This window comes from Streptomyces griseochromogenes, from assembly GCF_001542625.1.
Lineage (GTDB): Bacteria > Actinomycetota > Actinomycetes > Streptomycetales > Streptomycetaceae > Streptomyces > Streptomyces griseochromogenes.
On the sequence record NZ_CP016279.1, the window covers coordinates 3,092,408 to 3,110,153 of the forward strand.

Genomic DNA, 17,746 nt, shown 5'->3' on the forward strand with positions numbered 1-17,746 from the left:
GTGGAGCGCGCCGCCGGCCGGGACAGCACCGGCGCGCGCTCCACGTGCCGTCTCAGGCCGCGTAACCTCCGTCCACCACCAGCTCCGCGCCGCTGACGTAGGCGGCGTCGGGTCCGGCGAGGTACGTCACCGTCGCGGCCACCTCGTCGGCCGTGCCGTAGCGGCCCAGCGCCGTCAGCGCCGCCTGGCCGGGAGCCTGGGGTCCGTCCGCCGGGTTCATGTCGGTGTCGGTCGGGCCCGGGTGGACGATGTTCGCCGTGATGCCGCGCTCACCCAGCTCCCTGGCCAGCGCCCTGGTCAGCCCCACGAGGGCCGCCTTGCTCGTCGTGTACAAGGTCCCGCCCGGCCCGGGCACGTGCTGCGTCATGCACGTGCCGATGGTGATGATCCGGGCCCCGGAGGTCATGCGCGCGGCCGCCGCCTGGGACGCCAGGAACACTCCACGGACGTTGACCGCCAGCACCCGGTCGACATCCGCGAGAGCGAGATCCTCCAGCGGTGCGAGGATGCCCACGCCCGCGTTGTTCACCAGCACGTCCAGCCCGCCCAGCTCCTCCACCGTGCGCTCCACCGCGCCCGCCGCCTCCGCGGCGTCCGCTGCGTCCGCGCGCAGGGCCACCGCCCGGCGCCCCAGCGCCCGCACGGCCCGCACGACCTCCTCGGCGCCGTCCTTGCCGTTCACATAGGTCACGGCCACGTCCGCGCCCGCCCGCGCCAGCCGCAGGGCGACCGCCGCGCCGATGCCCCGGCTGCCGCCGGTGACCAGGGCCGTCTTTCCGTCGAGACTCCCGTGCGGGGCGGCCGAGCCGTTCACATTCGTTCCTTCTGTCGCGTCAGCGGTGTTCGTCATGTGCTCATCCCACCGTCCCGGCTCCCCGTCCGCTGGCGGCGAACGGACACCGAATCCGGCCGCGGCCGGAACTCTTCGCTCCACCTCCCGCGTTCTCCTCGCGTGACCCTTCAGCAAGAAATCGTCGGCAACGCCATGCAGATGGCGGTCGTCAACCTGCACCCCGGCCAGACCGTGTACTGCGAGGCCGGAAAGTTCCTGTTCAAGACGACGAACGTGACCATGGAGACCCGGCTGTCGAGCCCGTCGGGCAACGGAGGTCAGCAGCAGAGCGGCACGAGCGGCGGCATGGGCGGCATGCTGCGCCAGGCCATGGGCACCGCCATGCAGGTCGGCCAGCGCATGCTGGCCGGCGAGTCGCTGGCGTTCCAGTACTTCACCTCCCAGGGCGGCGAGGGCACGGTCGGCTTCGCGGGCGTGCTGCCCGGCGAGATGCGCGCCCTGGAACTGGACGGCACGCGCGCGTGGTTCGCCGAGAAGGACGCCTTCGTGGCCGCCGAATCCACCGTCGAGTTCGGCATCGCCTTCCAGGGCGGCCGCACCGGCATGAGCGGCGGCGAGGGCTTCATCCTGGAGAAGTTCACCGGGCGCGGCACGGTGATCATCGCGGGCGCGGGCAATTTCATCGACCTCAACCCGGCGGACTTCGGCGGCCGTATCGAGGTGGACACCGGCTGTGTGGTCGCCTTCGAGGAGGGCATCCAGTACGGGGTGCAGCGCATCGGCGGCCTCAACCGCCAGGGCCTCATGAACGCCGTCTTCGGCGGCGAGGGCCTGTCCCTGGCCACCCTGGAGGGCAACGGCCGCGTGATCCTGCAGTCCCTCACCATCGAGAGTCTCGCCAACGCCCTGAAGAAGGCCCAGGGCGGCGACAAGCAGGGCCCGACCGGCGGACTGTTCTCGACACACGCCGGCTGAACCGATGAGTTGCGGGCGGGTGCGGGGTCTGAGGTGATGACAGCAGACCCCGCACCCGGAAGAAGGCACCCGCCATGGGCAAGCTCGTCTCCACCGTGTTCGTCACCCTCGACGGCGTCCACCAGGCGCCCGGCGGCCCCCAGGAGGACCCCAGCGGCGGGTTCGCCCAGGGCGGCTGGAGCTTTCCGTACGGCGACGAGGACTTCGGCCGGTTCGTCACCGAGGTGTTCGACCGCGTCGGCGGCTTCCTGCTCGGCCGCCGTACGTACGACATCTTCGCCGCCTACTGGCCGAAGATGACCGACCCGGCCGACCTGGTCGCAACCAAGCTCAACGCCCTCCCCAAGTACGTCGTCTCGTCCACGCCGGCGTCGCCCGAGTGGTCCGGCACCACCGTGATCGGCGGCGACCTCGGCAAAGAGGTCCAGGCCCTCAAGGAGCGCACGGACGGCGAGCTGCAGATCCACGGCAGCGGCGCCCTGGTCCGCTCCCTGCTGGACCTGAGGCTGATCGACACTTTGCATCTGCTGACCTTCCCGGTCGTCCTCGGCGCCGGCCGCCGCCTGTTCGAGGAGGGCGCGGTGCCCACCCGGTTCCGGCACACCGGCGGGCGCGTCACCGGCGCGGGTGTCTCCATCCAGTCCTACGACCTGCTGGGCAGCCCCGAGTACGGGTCCTACGCACTCCCCGAGGACGCCTAGGTCCCACCGCGGGACCAAGATCGCCGGTCCGTGTGGGGACCCCGTGAGGGCGCGGGGCGGCAGGTTAACTTCCCGAAAACTCATAGGACTTGAAGGGCAAATCTTCAACCTTGTCGTTGACATGCCAACGTCTACGCGCGTCATCATGGGTTCATGAGATTCCCCCCACACGCCACTCGCATCGGCGCCGCAGCCGCGCTCCTGTCCACCCTCCTGGTGGGCGGCACCGTCTCCGCCACCACGGCGGACGCCGCAGCCGCGTCGGTCGGCAGCATCTGCTCCAGCGCCCTGCCGTCGCAGGCCCACGACACCCTGAACCTCATCGACCAGGGCGGGCCCTTCCCGTACTCCCAGGACGGCATCGTCTTCTCGAACCGTGAAGGCGTCCTGCCCAGCCAGTCGTCCGGGTACTACCACGAGTACACGGTGAAGACGCCCGGCTCCTCCACGCGCGGTGCCCGGCGCATCGTGACCGGCGAGGAGAACCAGGAGGACTACTACACCTCCGACCACTACGCCACGTTCAACCTGATCGACTTCGGCTGCTGAGCCGACCGACCAGGTCCTGGAGAACGGTGCACCCGGCCGGGGATCCGATCCGCGCTCAGCCGGATCCCCGGCCGTCCGCGACGGCGAACAGCGCGAACGCGAGCAGCACGAGCCCGATGCTCGCGTACACCTCGTAGCCGTCGAGGAAGCCGAGCCGCCGCACGAGACCCACGTGCCAGTCGGTGAACTCGTGCACCAGGCCCAGTGCGCCCTGCACCAGGGCGATCAGTCCGAGAAATTCCAGTAACCGTTTCACGGCACGACTCTCACCCCGCCGCCGTGCCCCACGCATCGGCCGCGGGACGACGTGCCTCCGGCGCGAGACCGCTTCCCCGCCGGCCGGGACCACCGAAAGTCCACGGTGCCGCGACTTTGGTCGGCGATCGCGCGCACGGGGCGGCCACGGCGGCCGATCCTGCGTAGATTTGTCGATCGTGAGCAAAGACGAGCCGGCGCTGGTGCCGCAGGAGTTCGCGGTCCGACGCCGGTGGCTGTTCCCGTCCGCCCTGATCCACGAGCTGGACGCGGACGCCAGGGGCTCGGACCGGCGGCCGCGGCGCACGGCGCGCGACTGGGCCGTCGACGTCGTCTGCTTCCTGCTGGCCGCCCTGTTCGGTGCGATGGCCGCGCAATCCCTGCGCCACGAAACCGGCCTGCCGCACTCCGTCGCCGTCCTCGACGTGACACTCGGCGTCCTCGCCTGCGCGGCCGTCTGGCTGCGCCGCCGATGGCCGGTCGGGTTCGCCGTCGCGATGGTCGTGGCCGGCTTTCTGTCCGACACCGCGGGCGGCGCGTCGATGGTCGCCCTGTTCACGCTGGCCGTGCACCGGCCCTTCCGGTACGTGGCCTGGATCGGCGGCGCCGACCTCGCGCTGATCCCGCTCTTCTACTGGCTGCGGCCGGACCCCGGGCTGCCCTATCTCGCCGACGTCACGTTCACGGTCCTGCTCACCGTCTCGGTCATCGGCTGGGGCATGTTCGTCCGCTCCAAGCGGCAGCTCATGCTCAGCCTGCGCGACCGGGCCCGGCGCGCGGAGACCGAGGCGCTCCTGCGCGCCGAGCGGGCCCAGCGGCTCGCCCGCGAGGCCATCGCCCGCGAGATGCACGATGTGCTCGCGCACCGCCTCACCCTGCTCAGTGTGCACGCCGGTGCGCTGGAGTTCCGGCCGGACGCGCCCCGGGAGGAGATCGCGCGGGCGGCCGGAGTGATCCGGGAGAGCGCCCACGAGGCACTGCAGGACCTGCGGGAGATCATCGGCGTGCTGCGCGCCGGGGAGGCCGACGACGCGGCCGGGGGCCGCCCCCAGCCGACGCTTGCCGCGCTGGACGCCCTCGTCACCGAGAGCCGTGAGGCCGGCATGAAGGTCAACCTCGACCAGCGCGTCGCCGACCCGGCGGCCGTCCCCGCCTCCGTCGGCCGCACCGCCTACCGCATCGCCCAGGAGACCTTGACCAACGCCCGCAAACACGCCCCCGGCGCCGAGGTCACCGTCCAGGTCTGCGGAGCACCCGGAGCGGGCCTCACGATCACGGTCCGCAACCCCGCCCCCGCATCCGACGTCCCACCGGTCCCCGGCTCCGGCCAGGGCCTGATCGGACTGACCGAGCGCGCCACGCTGGCCGGGGGCCGCCTGGAGCACGGGCCGACGGCGGACGGCGGGTTCGAGGTGCGGGGGTGGCTGCCGTGGGGCGGGGGCTGACGGAGGAACCGGGACGTGCCGGTGCCGCCCGCCGTGGCCGACGGCCGCCCACCGGCCGGCCCGCACGTGATTACGTAACCCCCATGACTGTGACTGCGATCAGGCTCCTCCTCGTCGACGACGACCCCCTGGTGCGCGCCGGACTCGCGCTGATGATGGGCGGCGCCGAGGACATCGAGATCGTGGGGGAGGCCGCCGACGGAAACGAGATCGAGGACGTGGTCGGGCGGACCCGGCCGGACGTCGTGCTCATGGACATCCGGATGCCGTCGGTGGACGGGCTCACGGCCACCCGACGGCTGCGGGCGCGGCCGGACGCTCCGCAGGTCGTGGTGCTGACCACCTTCCACGCCGACGAACAGGTGCTGCACGCCCTGCGCGCGGGCGCCGCCGGGTTCGTGCTGAAGGACACCCCGCCCGCCGAGATCGTCGAGGCGGTGCGCCGGGTCGCGGCCGGGGAACCGGTGCTGTCGCCCGCCGTCACCCGCCAGCTGATGCGGCACGCGGCCGGCACCGCCGCCGACTCCCGCCAGGCACACGCGAGGGAGCGGCTCGCCGCCCTCAACGACCGCGAGCGGGAGGTCGCCGTCGCCGTCGGCCGGGGCCTGGCCAACGCCCGGATCGCCGCCGAGCTCTTCATGAGCGTGGCCACCGTCAAGACCCATGTGTCCCGCATCCTCGCCAAGCTGGATCTCAACAACCGGGTCCAGATCGCGCTGTTGGCGTACGACGCGGGACTTCTGGAGGACGGGCGCTGACCGCCCGGAGCGCCGCCGTGCCGGTGGACGAGCCGCCCGCTCAGCCGTACGACTCAGCCCGCTCCGGGATCTCCGTGAGCCGGACCGGCCGGTGTTCGCGCCGGGAGGCCTCGCAGGCCTCGGCGATCCGCAGCGCCTGCAGGGCCTCGCGGCCGTCGCACGGGTTGGGCCGTTCGCCGTGGAGCACCTCGACGAAGGCGCACAGTTCGGCCTCGTAGGCGGGCCCGAACCGCTCCAGGAAACCGGTCCACGGCTTGTCCGCGGGCGGCGGCCCGGTCGGCTCGGTGGACGCGATCGGCGTCCGGTCGTCCAGGCCCACCACGACCGTGTCCCGCTCCCCGGCGAGCTCCATCCGGACGTCGTAGCCCGCACCGTTGAGCCGGGTCGCCGTCGCCGTGGCCAGCGTGCCGTCGTCCAGGGTCAGCAGGGCCGCGCCGGTGCCGATGTCACCGGCCTCGCGGAACAGGGCGGGCCCGGAGTCCGAGCCGGCCGCGTAGACGTCCACCACCTCACGGCCCGTCACCCAGCGCAGCACGTCGAAGTCATGGATCAGGGTGTCCCGGAACAGCCCGCCGGACAGCGGCAGCCACTCCGCCGGGGGAGGGGACTGGTCGCAGGTCATCGCCCGCACGGTGTGCAGCCGCCCGAGCCTGCCCGAGCGCACCGCCTCCCGGGCGCTCGCGTACCCCGCGTCGAAGCGCCGTTGGAAGCCCATCTGGAGAACCGTTCCGGCTGCCTCCACCTCGGCGAGCGCGGCCAGTGTGCCCGGCACGTCGAGGGCGATCGGCTTCTCGCAGAAGACCGGCAGGCCGGAGCGGGCAGCCCGGCCGATCAGTTCGGCGTGCGCCGGCGTCGCCGTGGTGATCACCACCGCGTCCACGCCCCACTTGAAGATCTCGTCGACCCCCGGCGCCGCCGTCTCGCCCAGCCGGTGCGCCAGCCCCTGCGCCCGCGCCGGATCCGCGTCCGTCAGGATCAGCGATCCGACCTCACGGTGGCGGCTCAGTGTGTTCGCATGAATGGTGCCGATGCGGCCCGTACCGATGACCCCGATGCGCATGGAATCAAGGTGAGGGCGGACCCCGTACGCTGTCAATCACAATGTCCGAACAACTGGACAATCTGTCTACACAACTTCCCGTCAACCAGGCACGGGGCTACGCTCGGGCCCGTGCCCAAACCAGATGTGGATCCGACCGTGTCACTCGACCTCCGTGTGGACCGCAGTTCCCCGGTGCCGTTGTACTTCCAGCTCTCCCAGCAGCTGGAGGCCGCCATCGAGCACGGGGACCTCACCCCCGGCAGCCTGCTCGGCAACGAGATCGAGCTGGCGGCGCGGCTCGGCCTGTCCCGGCCCACCGTCCGCCAGGCCATCCAGTCCCTCGTCGACAAGGGCCTGCTGGTCCGCCGCCGGGGCGTGGGCACCCAGGTCGTGCACAGTCAGGTCAAGCGCCCGCTGGAGCTGAGCAGTCTCTACGACGACCTGGAGGCGGCGGGCCAGCGCCCCGCGACCAAGGTCCTGGTCAACGCCGTCGTCCCCGCCTCCGCCGAGGTCGCCGCCGCGCTCGGCGTGGCCGAGGGCGGCGACGTGCACCGCATCGAGCGCCTGCGCCTCGCGCACGGCGAGCCGATGGCGTATCTGATCAACCATCTGCCGTCCGGCCTGCTCGACCTGGACACCGGCCAGCTGGAGGCCACCGGCCTGTACCGGCTGATGCGCTCCGCCGGGATCACCCTGCACAGCGCCCGCCAGTCCATCGGCGCCCGCGGTGCCACCGCCTCCGAGGCCGAGCGGCTCGCCGAGGCCGAGGGTGCCCCGCTGCTCACCATGCAGCGCACCACCTTCGACGACACCGGCCGCGCGGTCGAGTTCGGCGATCACACCTACCGTCCGACCCGCTACTCCTTCGAGTTCCAACTGCTCGTACGCCCCTGAGGTCCGGCCCCGGGTTCGTCGCAATGTCCGGACAATGCGACCGTTTCCTGTGCCCCGGTCATGTCATGTGTGTTCCCTGTGTTCGATACTGAAGTGTTTGGGGCTGGTGAGGTCGCCGCCGGGACATGCCGACGGTGAGATCGTCCGCCCCTTGCGCTTGTCGGAGCACGGTCAGCACAGCAAGAAAGGGGCACGGCCTCGTGGCACGGTTTCGGACCTGGGTAGGCATCGCGGTGGCGGGGGCGCTGAGCGTCACCCTCGCCGGCTGCAGCAGCACCGGCGGCAAACGGGCCGAGGACGCCCGCAAGGCCGCCGCCGCCCAGGGCAGGGCGGCGGTGAACACGCCCCGCTGGACCTTCGCGATGATCACCCACTCGGGAGACGGCGACACCTTCTGGGACATCGTGCAGAGCGGCGCCAAGCAGGCCGCCGTCAAGGACAACATCAACTTCCTGTACTCGCACGACGACGAGGCCCAGCAGCAGGCCCAGCTGGTGGACGCGGCGGTCGACAAGAAGGTCGACGGCATCATCGTCACCCTCGCCAAGCCCGACGCCCTCAAGGCCGCGGTGGCCCGCGCCGAGAAGGCCGGCATCCCCGTGATCACGGTGAACTCCGGCTCCGAGCAGTCCAAGGCCTTCGGCGCCCTCACCCACATAGGCCAGGACGAGACCATCGCCGGCGAGGCGGTCGGCGACGAACTGAACAAGCGCGGGAAGAAGAAGGCCCTGTGCGTCCTGCACGAACAGGGCAACGTCGGCCACGAGCAGCGCTGCGACGGCGTGACGAAGACCTTCCACGGCACGGTCCAGAAGCTCTACGTCAACGGCACCAACATGCCCGATGTGCAGTCCGCCATCGAGGCCAAGCTCCAGGCGGACAAGTCCGTCGACGCCGTCGTCACCCTCGGCGCCCCGTACGCCGACACCGCCGTGAAGGCGAAGAGCGACGCCGGCAGCAAGGCCGAGGTCGACACCTTCGACCTCAACGCCAAGGTCGCCGCCGAACTGAAGGACGGCACCCTCGGTTTCGCCGTGGACCAGCAGCCGTACCTCCAGGGCTACGAAGCGGTCGACCTGCTGTGGGCCTACAAGTACAACGGCGACGTCCTCGGCGGCGGCCAGCCGGTCCTCACCGGCCCGCAGATCATCACCAAGGACCAGGCGGCCGCGCTGGCGGAGTACACCGAGCGGGGCACCCGATGAGCGCGACCGGGGAACGGACCGCCGAGGAACGGACCCCCGACGAGGGAGCCGTCAAGACGGCGGACGAAAGGCTTCTGCAGACCTCGCCGCTGCGGAAGCTGCTCTCCCGCCCCGAGCTGGGCTCGGTGGTCGGCGCGCTCGCCGTCTTCGCCGTCTTCGCCTTCGCGGCCGACGGCTTCCTGCACACCGCCAGCCTCAGCACGGTCCTGTACGCCTCCTCGACCATCGGCATCATGGCCGTACCCGTGGCCCTGCTGATGATCGGCGGCGAGTTCGATCTGTCGGCCGGCGTCCTCGTGACGTCCTCCGCGCTGGTCTCGTCGATGTTCAGCTACCAGATGACGGCGAACACCTGGGTCGGCGTGGGCGTCTCCCTTCTGGTCACCCTCGCCATCGGCGCCTTCAACGGCTTCATGCTCACCCGCACCAAGCTGCCCAGCTTCATCATCACGCTGGGCACCTTCCTGATGCTGACCGGCATGAACCTCGGCTTCACCAAGCTGATCGACGGCACGGTCTCCACCAAGACCATCGCCGACATGGAGGGCTTCCCGAGCGCCCGTGCCGTCTTCGCCTCGACCCTCACCGTGGGCGGCGTCGATTTCAAGGTCACCATCCTGTGGTGGCTCGGCCTCGTCGCCCTCGCCTCCTGGATCCTGCTGCGCACCCGCGCCGGCAACTGGATCTTCGCGGTCGGCGGCAACCAGGACGCGGCCCGCGCGGTCGGCGTCCCGGTCGCCAAGACCAAGATCGGCCTCTACATGGGTGTCGCTTTCGGCGCCTGGATCTCCGGCCAGCATCTGCTCTTCTCCTTCGACGCCGTCCAGTCCGGCGAGGGCGTCGGCAACGAGCTGATCTACATCATCGCGGCCGTCATCGGCGGCTGCCTGATCACCGGCGGCTACGGCAGCGCGGTCGGCTCGGCCGTCGGCGCGCTCCTGTTCGGCCTGACCAGCAAGGGCATCGTCTTCGCCGAATGGAACCCCGACTGGTTCAAGTTCTTCCTCGGAGCGATGCTGCTCCTCGCGACCCTGCTCAACCACTGGGTCCGCAAGCGTGCGGAGGCCACGAAGTGACCGAGACGACAGAGCGCACGGCGCTGGTCGAGCTGACCGACGTCGACAAGCACTACGGCAACGTCCGCGCCCTCGAGGGCGTCTCCCTGGAGGTGCACGCGGGCGAGATCACCTGCGTCCTCGGCGACAACGGAGCGGGCAAGTCGACCCTGATCAAGATGATCGCGGGTCTGCACCAGCACGACGGCGGCACCCTCAGCATCGAGGGCGAGGAGACCCGCCTGTCCTCCCCGCGCCAGGCCCTGGACCGCGGTATCGCCACGGTCTACCAGGACCTCGCGGTCGTGCCCCTGATGCCGGTCTGGCGCAACTTCTTCCTCGGCTCCGAGCCCCGCAAGGGCGTGGCTCCCTTCAAGCGCATGGACGTCGACCTCATGCGCCGCACCACGCGCGCGGAACTGCACCGCATGGGCATCGACCTGCGCGACGTCGACCAGCCCATCGGCACCCTCTCCGGCGGCGAACGCCAGTGCGTGGCGATCGCCAGGGCGGTGCACTTCGGCGCGAAGGTCCTGGTCCTGGACGAGCCGACGGCGGCACTGGGCGTGAAGCAGTCCGGTGTGGTCCTCAAATATGTGGCGGCGGCACGCGACGAGGGCCTGGGTGTTGTTTTGATCACCCACAACCCGCACCATGCATACCTGGTCGGCGACCGCTTCGTCCTGCTGAGGCGGGGCGCGATGGTGGGCAATTACACACGCGACGAGATCACGCTGGACGAGCTGACCCAGCAGATGGCCGGCGGTTCCGACCTGGACGCTCTGCGCCACGAACTGCAGCGTAGTTAGGGGCGCGGGGAACTGCGCGGGCAACCACGACGAATGACGCACCCGGCTCTGCTCGCGCACCCCCTCCGCCGCCCCGTACCGCACCCATACCGAGGGTGAGGCAGAATCGACGAACGATGAGCACCTACCGCGACCTCACCGCCCCCATCGGCTCCCGCCGGGCCCCCGTGCTCCGCACGGTCGGCACCAGGGAACGCCGCTCCCACCTGACCGCACCCCGCGTGCCGACGGTGGGCATCGACATCGGCGGCACCAAGGTCATGGCGGGTGTGGTCGACGCGGACGGCAACATCCTGGAGAAACTCCGCACGGAGACCCCGGACAAGTCCAAGAGCCCCAAGGTCGTCGAGGACACCATCGTCGAACTGGTCCTGGACCTGTCCGACCGGCACGACGTGCACGCGGTCGGCATCGGCGCCGCCGGCTGGGTCGACGCCGACCGCAACCGCGTCCTGTTCGCACCCCACCTGTCCTGGCGCAACGAACCGCTGCGGGACCGTCTCTCCGGACGGCTCTCCGTACCGGTCCTCGTGGACAACGACGCCAACACCGCCGCCTGGGCGGAGTGGCGCTTCGGCGCCGGCCGCGGCGAGGACCACCTCGTCATGATCACGCTCGGCACCGGCATCGGCGGTGCCATCCTGGAGGACGGCCAGGTCAAGCGCGGCAAGTTCGGCGTCGCCGGGGAGTTCGGCCATATGCAGGTCGTCCCCGGCGGCCACCGCTGCCCGTGCGGCAACCGCGGCTGCTGGGAGCAGTACAGCTCCGGCAACGCGCTCGTCAGGGAAGCCAAGGAGCTGGCCGCGGCCGACTCCCCGGTGGCCTACGGGATCATCGAGCACGTCAAGGGCAACATCGACGACATCACCGGCCCGATGATCACCGAGCTGGCCCGCGAGGGCGACGCCATGTGCGTGGAGCTGCTCCAGGACATCGGCCAGTGGCTCGGCGTCGGCATCGCCAACCTCGCGGCCGCCCTCGACCCGTCCTGCTTCGTCATCGGCGGCGGCGTCTCGGCCGCCGACGACCTGCTCATCGGCCCGGCCCGGGACGCCTTCAAGCGCCACCTCACCGGCCGCGGCTACCGCCCCGAGGCCCGCATCACGCGCGCCCAGCTCGGCCCCGAGGCCGGCATGGTGGGCGCCGCCGACCTGGCCCGTCTGGTCGCCCGCCGCTTCCGGCGGGCCAAGCGGCGCCGGGTGGAGCGCTACGAGCGATACGAACGGTACGCCCAGGCCCGCCGCGACCGGGACACCGCATGACCGCGTCGCTGCCCCACCAGGCCGCGTCCCCGGACGAGCCGCCGCGGCGGTCCGAGGACCCGCGCCACAAGGCCAGGCGCAGGGCGCTGACGCTGCTGATCATCGTGCTGCTCATCGGCGTCCCGGCCGGCTACCTGGTGATCTCCGCCAACCAGAGCCGCAACAGCGGCAAGGACAAGGAGGCGAAGTACTCGGCGACCGGCCTCACCCCGGGCCTGCCGTCGAAGGTGCAGCGCCGCCTCTACCAGGTGGCCGTCCCGCACCCCGCCGACTACGTCGCCACCTACGAGACCAACAACTGGAAGACCAGCCGCCTGTACGTGCAGTTCCGCACCAACGGCGCCGGCCTGGACAGTTACCTGGGCACCATGGGCCTGCGCCGCGACCAGCTGAAGAAGGACGACCTCACCATCGGCGACCGCGACCAGAAGGTCTCCGGCTGGCACTTCACCGGCCCCGGCCCCTGGTCCGGCATCACCCACCACCAGAAGAACCCGGCCCCCACCCAGGACGTGGTCGTCAACATGTCCGACCCGGACAACCCGATGGTGTACGTCGTCTCCCGCACGGTCCCGTAACCGGGCCCGGACCGGTCCCCGGAGCCGATTGTCAGACCCCGCCCGTACAGTCGAAGACGTCTGATCCGGCACAAGGGCGGGAGGTGGCAGGACGTATGAGCGGCGGCATGGCCGCGGTGGCCGAGAGCACGGAGGATTCCCGGGAGGCCGGGGCCTCGGTCCCGGTGCGCCTCGCGTCCGTCTACCTGCCCGCGCCCCTCCCGCGCGAGGGCCGCATCGCCTTCTGGGACCCCGAGGGCGGCCCGCTGCCCGCCGACGGCCACACCGACGAGCTGACCGTCGTACGGCGCCATGGCGCGAGCGTGCGCCGCCGGCAGGTGCCCGCGCTGACCCTGCCGCTCGCCGAGGCCCTGCCCCTTCTGGTCCGGGCCCGCCGGGACCCGGCCGCCCACCCGGCCACGGCCTGCTGGGGCGCCGCCGCCCTCCACGCGCTGCGGCTGATCGCCCGCGGCCGCCTGCTGCCCGGCCTCACCCCGGGCGGCCACGACGCCTGGCGGGCGGGCCCGCTGGAATCCGACGACATCGCCCACCTGCGCGCGGTGGCCGCGGCCCTGCCCCCGGAGGGCCACGCCGTGCCGCTCCCGGACCCCGGCCCGCTCCGGCTGCCCGAACCGGAGGCGCTGGTCCGCTCCTTCCTCGACGCGGTCGCCGACACCCTGCCCCGCACCCCGGCCGCCCCCTACACCTCGGGCCGGCCCTTCGCCGCCCGCGAACCCCACGCCCTGCCCCGCGCCCATGACTGGGCGGCGGAGGTCGCCGCCGGCATGGACGCGGGCGTACGGATCTCGCTGCGCCTCGACCTGTCCGCGTACGACGCCTTCGACGCCGGTGCCGCCGAAGGCGCGCGTGCCGCGGGCGCGGTGATCGTCCAGGTGCACAGCCTCGCCGACCCGACCCTGGTGGCCGACGCGGCGGCCCTGTGGACGGGGGCGGCCGAGACGTCCTTCGGGCCACGCGCACGCGTGGACGCCGCCCTCGCGGTACGGCGCGCGGCCCGCGTGTGGCCGCCCCTGGACCGGCTCGCCGAGCAGGAGGTGCCCGACGTCCTCGCACTGTCCGAGGAGGAGGTGGGCGATCTGCTCGGCGTGGCGGCCGGCCGGCTCGGCGCCGCCGGGGTGGCCGTCCACTGGCCCCGGGACCTCGCCCGTGACCTCACCGCCGCCGCGGTGGTCCGGCCCGCGCCCGGCTCGGCGACCGACGGCACCGGGTTCTTCGAGAGCGAGGACCTGCTCCGGTTCGGCTGGCAGCTGGCGCTCGGCGGCGACCCGCTCAGCGAGGCCGAGATGGACGCGCTCGCCGAGGCGCACCGGCCGGTCGTACGGCTGCGGGACCGCTGGGTGCTGGTCGACCCGGCCCTGGTCCGCAAGGCCCGCAAGCGCGAACTGGGCCTGCTGGATCCGGTCGACGCGCTGTCCGTCGCGCTCACCGGCACCGCGGAGGTCGACGGCGAGAGCGTAGCGGCCGTACCGGTCGGTGCCCTGGCCGCCCTGCGCGACCGCCTCACCGCGGGCCTGCGCCCCGCCGAGCCGCCCGCCGGGCTCGACGCCACCCTGCGCGACTACCAGCTGCGCGGCCTGGCCTGGCTCGACCTCATGACCTCCCTCGGCCTCGGCGGCTGCCTCGCCGACGACATGGGCCTCGGCAAGACGATCACGCTCATCGCCCTGCACCTGAAGCGGGCCCGCACCGAGCCGACCCTCGTGGTCTGCCCCGCGTCCCTGCTGGGCAACTGGCAGCGGGAGATCACCCGGTTCGCACCCGGTGTCCCCGTCCGCCGCTTCCACGGCCCCGACCGCACCCTCGCCGGCCTCGACACCGGCTTCGTCCTCACCACCTACGGCACGATGCGCTCCGCGGCCGCGCACCTCGCCGAGCAGCCCTGGGGCATGGTCGTCGCCGACGAGGCCCAGCACGTGAAGAACCCGTACTCGGCGACCGCCAAGGCGCTGCGCACCATCCCGGCCCCCGCGCGCGTGGCCCTGACCGGCACCCCCGTGGAGAACAACCTCTCCGAACTGTGGGCCCTTCTCGACTGGACGACCCCAGGTCTCCTCGGCCCCCTGAAGTCCTTCCGCGCCCGGCACGCGCGCGCGGTGGAGAACGGCGGGGCCGATGAGAACGGAGCGGCGGTGGACCGGCTGGCCCGCCTGGTACGGCCGTTCCTCCTGCGCCGCAAAAAGTCCGACCCCGGCATCGTCCCCGAGCTGCCGCCCAAGACCGAGACGGACCACCCGGTGCCGCTCACCCGGGAACAGGCCGCGCTGTACGAGGCGGTGGTGCGCGAGTCGATGCTGGCCATCGAGACCGCCGAGGGAATCGCCCGCCGGGGCCTGGTCCTGAAGCTGCTCGGCGCCCTGAAACAGATCTGCGACCACCCCGCGCTGTACTTGAAGGAGGACACGCACGCCGACAGGCTCGCGGCCCGCTCCGGCAAACTCGCCCTCCTGGACGAGCTGTTGGACACCGTGCTCGCCGAGGACGGCTCGGTTCTCGTCTTCACGCAGTACGTCGGCATGGCCCGCCTGATCACCGCTCATCTGTCCGTCCGCGCGATCCCCGTGGACCTCCTGCACGGCGGCACGCCGGTGCCGGAGCGCGAGCGCATGGTCGACCGCTTCCAGGACGGGCGGACACCGGTCCTCGTCCTCTCCCTGAAGGCCGCCGGAACGGGCCTGAACCTCACGCGCGCGGGCCATGTCATCCATTTCGACCGCTGGTGGAACCCGGCCGTCGAGGAACAGGCCACCGACCGCGCCTACCGCATCGGCCAGACCCAGCCCGTCCAGGTCCACCGCCTGGTCACCGAGGGCACGGTCGAGGACCGCATCGCCGAGATGCTGGCGGCCAAGCGCGCCCTGGCCGACGCCATCCTCGGCTCCGGCGAGTCGGCCCTGACCGAACTGACCGACCGCGAGCTGTCCGACCTCGTCTCGCTCCGGAGGCCGTCGTGACGAGCGGGGAACAGCGGCCCGGCGACGCCGCACGACAGGCTCTGCGAGCGGCAAGACAGCGCGCGGAGTCAGAACGGGCCGAGTCGGGACGGGCCGGGTCCGAGCGGGCCGAGTCGGAACGGGCTGGGTCTGAGTGGGGCGGGTCCGCGCGGGCCGAGTCAGGACGGGCTGGGTCTGAGCGGGCCGGGTCCGAGCGGACTGAGTCCGAGCGGGTCGGGTCCGAGTGGGTCGGGTCCGAGCAGGCTGGGTCTGAGCGGGCTGGGTCCGAGCGGGCCGGGTCAGAGCGCGGTGGTTTGGAGCGGAGCCGGTCCGATGCGGCTGGGGTCGAACGGACTGGATCCGGGGAAGCGGAGTCCGGTCAAGGCGAGTCCGGGCGGGAGGAGACCGCAGAGGCGGAAACCGTGGGTGAGCGGGTGCCCGAGCGCGCGGTCGAGCGGGTCGGCGCGGTGGGGCCGAGGCCCGCGGACGCCGCGAGAGCCGCCCTGCGGTCAGCGATGTCGGCCATGTCGGCCGTGCCCGCCCGCCGGGGCGCGGACGGCGCGACGGACGGGAACGGCGACTGCACCGTTTCCGGGGACAGAGATGCGACCGGCGTCACGGCGCGGTCCGCCGACGGCGAGGAGCCCGATGCCGGGGCGCAGTCCGTTGCCGGGGAAGGGCCCGGAACCACGCCGCGGTCCGCCGACCGACGCGTGGATCCCGGCGCCACGGCGCAGTCCGAAGACGTGGGTGACCGCGACCGGGACGTGCCCCGAGCCGCCCCCGCCGCACCGTCGGCGGGACGCCCTGCCGACGCGGCCAGGGAAGCGCTTCGCTCAGCCCGGCGGGAGGCGCTGCGTGCCGAGGCTGTGCGGGCGGACTCCCGGCGCGGCTCGCGCACACCGGCACGTCCCGCCGCCTCCGCACCCACCACCACGCGGCCCGGCGGAGAATCCCAGGCGGCCCGGGCCAAAGCCGCGCATGACATGCGGCAGTTCCTGACGAACGCCTTCCGCATGCCCTCCTGGACGGACACGTCCGAGGAGACGGACGACACCGGCACGGAGGCGGAGAGCACCCACGGCGGCGACACCGACCGTCCCGACCCACGCCCTTCGGCCGCTCCGGCGCCGGTGTCCCAGCAGGCGCCCTTCGCCGCGCGCACTCCCCACCCTCCCACCGAGCCCGGCCCCTCCGGCCCGGCACCCGCACGGATCCCCGCCACCATGGCCGCCCCCCACCGCGACACCGAACTCCGCCGCACGTTCCCGGCATTCCCGCCCCGGCCGACGGCCTCGCAGGACTCCTCGTTCGCCGAGACCTGGTGGGGCAATGCCTGGGTGGAGGCGCTGGAGCAGGGCGCGCTGGACGTCAAGAGGCTGGCCCGGGGCCGTGGTTACGCGGACCAGGGGCATGTGGACGCGATCACGGTGACCCCGGGGCTGGTGCTGGCGTACGTGCGGGGCAGCCGCCCGCGTCCGTACCGGGTCCAGGTGCGGCTGCGCACGCTGGAGAACGAGGACTGGGAGAGGTTCCTGGAAGCGGCCGCGGACCGGCCCGGGCACATCGCGGCGCTGCTGGACAAGGAGTTGCCCGAGTCCCTCGCCGACTGCGGTGTGCCCCTGCTGCCCGGCCCCCGCGACCTCGCCCCGCAGTGCAGCTGCCCCGACTCCGGCCACCCCTGCAAGCACGCGGCCGCTCTCTGCTACCAGATGGCACGCCTGCTCGACGCCGACCCCTTCGTACTGCTCCTGCTGCGCGGCCGCGGTGAGAGGGGACTGCTCGACACGCTGTCCCGCCGCAGCGCCGCACGCGCGGCCCGGGCCGCCCAGGAGCGGTCACCGCGGTCCCTGCCCGGCGTACGGGCCGCCGAGGCCCTCGCTCCGCGCCGACTCGCGCCGCTGCCACCGCCGTTGCCCGTGCCGCCGCATCCCGAGCAGCCGCCGGTGTACCCGGCGGCGCCCGGCGGCCCCGACCCCTTCGCGCTGGACCAGCTGGCGACCGACGCCGCCGCCCGCGCGCACGCGCTGCTCGCCACGGGCCGCGATCCGGTCGGCGAGCTGACCCTGTGGCAGGACGCGGTGCGCCTGGCCGCGGCCCGCCCCGGCTCCGGGCTGACGGCCACCACCCGAGCCCTGTACGCCACGCTCGCCACGGCCGTCGGCCGTACCCCTGCCGACCTGGCTCGGGCGGTCGCGGCCTGGCGGCAGGGCGGGCTCGCGGGGCTGGCCGTACTGGAAGAGCCGTGGGACCCGCCGGCCGGCCGTTTCGACCGGGCCCGCCCGCTGCTGCTCGCCGCCGACCTGCCGGCGTTCCGCCCCCGGCGCAACCGCCTCACCCACCCCGGCGGTCACGTCCAGCTCCGCCTGGGCCGTGACGGCCTGTGGTACGCCTACGAGTCGGAGCCGGACCACGACGACTGGTGGCCACGCGGCACCCCCGACCTGGACCCGGTGGGCGCGCTCACGGGCCTCGGCACCCCCGACGATCTGTGA

At 72.7% G+C, this 17,746-nt stretch carries 16 protein-coding genes; 13 read left to right on the forward strand and 3 right to left on the reverse strand.

What is annotated here, in order from left to right; genetic code table 11:
* Nucleotides 1–52: 52 nt before the first annotated feature.
* On the reverse strand, nucleotides 53–850 hold the full coding sequence (locus AVL59_RS13150; RefSeq protein ID WP_079146672.1) for an SDR family oxidoreductase: 798 nt from the start codon (nucleotides 848–850) through the stop codon (nucleotides 53–55).
* Nucleotides 851–952: 102 nt separating this feature from the next.
* Between AVL59_RS13150 and AVL59_RS13155 the strand changes: the two genes are divergently transcribed.
* From AVL59_RS13155 to AVL59_RS13165, 3 genes are all read left to right on the forward strand, one after another.
* Nucleotides 953–1,768 (forward strand): AIM24 family protein, encoded by an 816-nt coding sequence (locus AVL59_RS13155; protein WP_079146673.1) that lies wholly within the window; start codon nucleotides 953–955, stop codon nucleotides 1,766–1,768.
* Between the two features lie 74 nt (nucleotides 1,769–1,842).
* A complete protein-coding gene (locus AVL59_RS13160) occupies nucleotides 1,843–2,469 on the forward strand; it encodes a dihydrofolate reductase family protein (protein WP_067303173.1) in 627 nt (208 codons plus the stop codon).
* Nucleotides 2,470–2,622: 153 nt separating this feature from the next.
* Entirely contained in the window at nucleotides 2,623–3,018 is a 396-nt protein-coding gene (locus AVL59_RS13165; RefSeq protein WP_067303176.1) for a ribonuclease, read from the forward strand.
* A 55-nt stretch (nucleotides 3,019–3,073) separates the two neighbouring features.
* Here the strand turns inward: AVL59_RS13165 and AVL59_RS13170 are convergent, their stop codons facing one another.
* Nucleotides 3,074–3,274, reverse strand: coding sequence for a hypothetical protein (locus AVL59_RS13170; protein WP_067303179.1), 201 nt, complete (start codon nucleotides 3,272–3,274; stop codon nucleotides 3,074–3,076).
* 169 nt (nucleotides 3,275–3,443) lie between these two features.
* Between AVL59_RS13170 and AVL59_RS13175 the strand changes: the two genes are divergently transcribed.
* Both AVL59_RS13175 and AVL59_RS13180 read left to right on the forward strand, forming a co-directional pair.
* The gene (locus AVL59_RS13175) at nucleotides 3,444–4,718 is read left to right on the forward strand and encodes a sensor histidine kinase (RefSeq protein ID WP_079146674.1); all 1,275 of its coding nucleotides are present in this window, start codon (nucleotides 3,444–3,446) and stop codon (nucleotides 4,716–4,718) included.
* Between the two features lie 89 nt (nucleotides 4,719–4,807).
* Complete coding sequence (locus tag AVL59_RS13180; RefSeq protein ID WP_208870592.1) at nucleotides 4,808–5,476, forward strand: response regulator; 669 nt, start codon at nucleotides 4,808–4,810, stop codon at nucleotides 5,474–5,476.
* 40 nt (nucleotides 5,477–5,516) lie between these two features.
* On the opposite strand, the gene AVL59_RS13185 is transcribed toward AVL59_RS13180, so the two are convergent.
* Entirely contained in the window at nucleotides 5,517–6,536 is a 1,020-nt protein-coding gene (locus tag AVL59_RS13185) for a Gfo/Idh/MocA family protein (RefSeq protein ID WP_067303182.1), read from the reverse strand.
* Between the two features lie 138 nt (nucleotides 6,537–6,674).
* Between AVL59_RS13185 and AVL59_RS13190 the strand changes: the two genes are divergently transcribed.
* The 8 genes from AVL59_RS13190 to AVL59_RS54135 all read left to right on the forward strand — a co-directional run bounded on the left by AVL59_RS13190 (nucleotide 6,675) and on the right by AVL59_RS54135 (nucleotide 17,746).
* The gene (locus AVL59_RS13190) at nucleotides 6,675–7,412 is read left to right on the forward strand and encodes a GntR family transcriptional regulator (protein WP_099053056.1); all 738 of its coding nucleotides are present in this window, start codon (nucleotides 6,675–6,677) and stop codon (nucleotides 7,410–7,412) included.
* 200 nt (nucleotides 7,413–7,612) lie between these two features.
* Nucleotides 7,613–8,617, forward strand: a complete 1,005-nt coding sequence (locus AVL59_RS13195) for a sugar ABC transporter substrate-binding protein (RefSeq protein ID WP_067303188.1) — start codon at nucleotides 7,613–7,615, stop codon at nucleotides 8,615–8,617.
* Nucleotides 8,614–9,693, forward strand: coding sequence for an ABC transporter permease (locus AVL59_RS13200; RefSeq protein WP_099053057.1), 1,080 nt, complete (start codon nucleotides 8,614–8,616; stop codon nucleotides 9,691–9,693). Before AVL59_RS13195 ends, AVL59_RS13200 begins: the two co-directional genes overlap by 4 nt.
* Nucleotides 9,690–10,481, forward strand: coding sequence for an ATP-binding cassette domain-containing protein (locus AVL59_RS13205; protein ID WP_067303191.1), 792 nt, complete (start codon nucleotides 9,690–9,692; stop codon nucleotides 10,479–10,481). The genes AVL59_RS13200 and AVL59_RS13205 overlap by 4 nt, the downstream gene beginning before the upstream one ends.
* A gap of 116 nt (nucleotides 10,482–10,597) precedes the next feature.
* Complete coding sequence (locus tag AVL59_RS13210; RefSeq protein ID WP_067303194.1) at nucleotides 10,598–11,743, forward strand: ROK family glucokinase; 1,146 nt, start codon at nucleotides 10,598–10,600, stop codon at nucleotides 11,741–11,743.
* The gene (locus tag AVL59_RS13215) at nucleotides 11,740–12,321 is read left to right on the forward strand and encodes a sugar kinase (RefSeq protein WP_067303197.1); all 582 of its coding nucleotides are present in this window, start codon (nucleotides 11,740–11,742) and stop codon (nucleotides 12,319–12,321) included. Before AVL59_RS13210 ends, AVL59_RS13215 begins: the two co-directional genes overlap by 4 nt.
* Nucleotides 12,322–12,416: 95 nt before the next feature.
* Nucleotides 12,417–15,272: a DEAD/DEAH box helicase gene (locus AVL59_RS13220; protein ID WP_067303200.1), complete on the forward strand. Its 2,856-nt coding sequence runs from the start codon at nucleotides 12,417–12,419 to the stop codon at nucleotides 15,270–15,272.
* A gap of 401 nt (nucleotides 15,273–15,673) precedes the next feature.
* Nucleotides 15,674–17,746 (forward strand): SWIM zinc finger family protein, encoded by a 2,073-nt coding sequence (locus AVL59_RS54135; RefSeq protein ID WP_237281498.1) that lies wholly within the window; start codon nucleotides 15,674–15,676, stop codon nucleotides 17,744–17,746.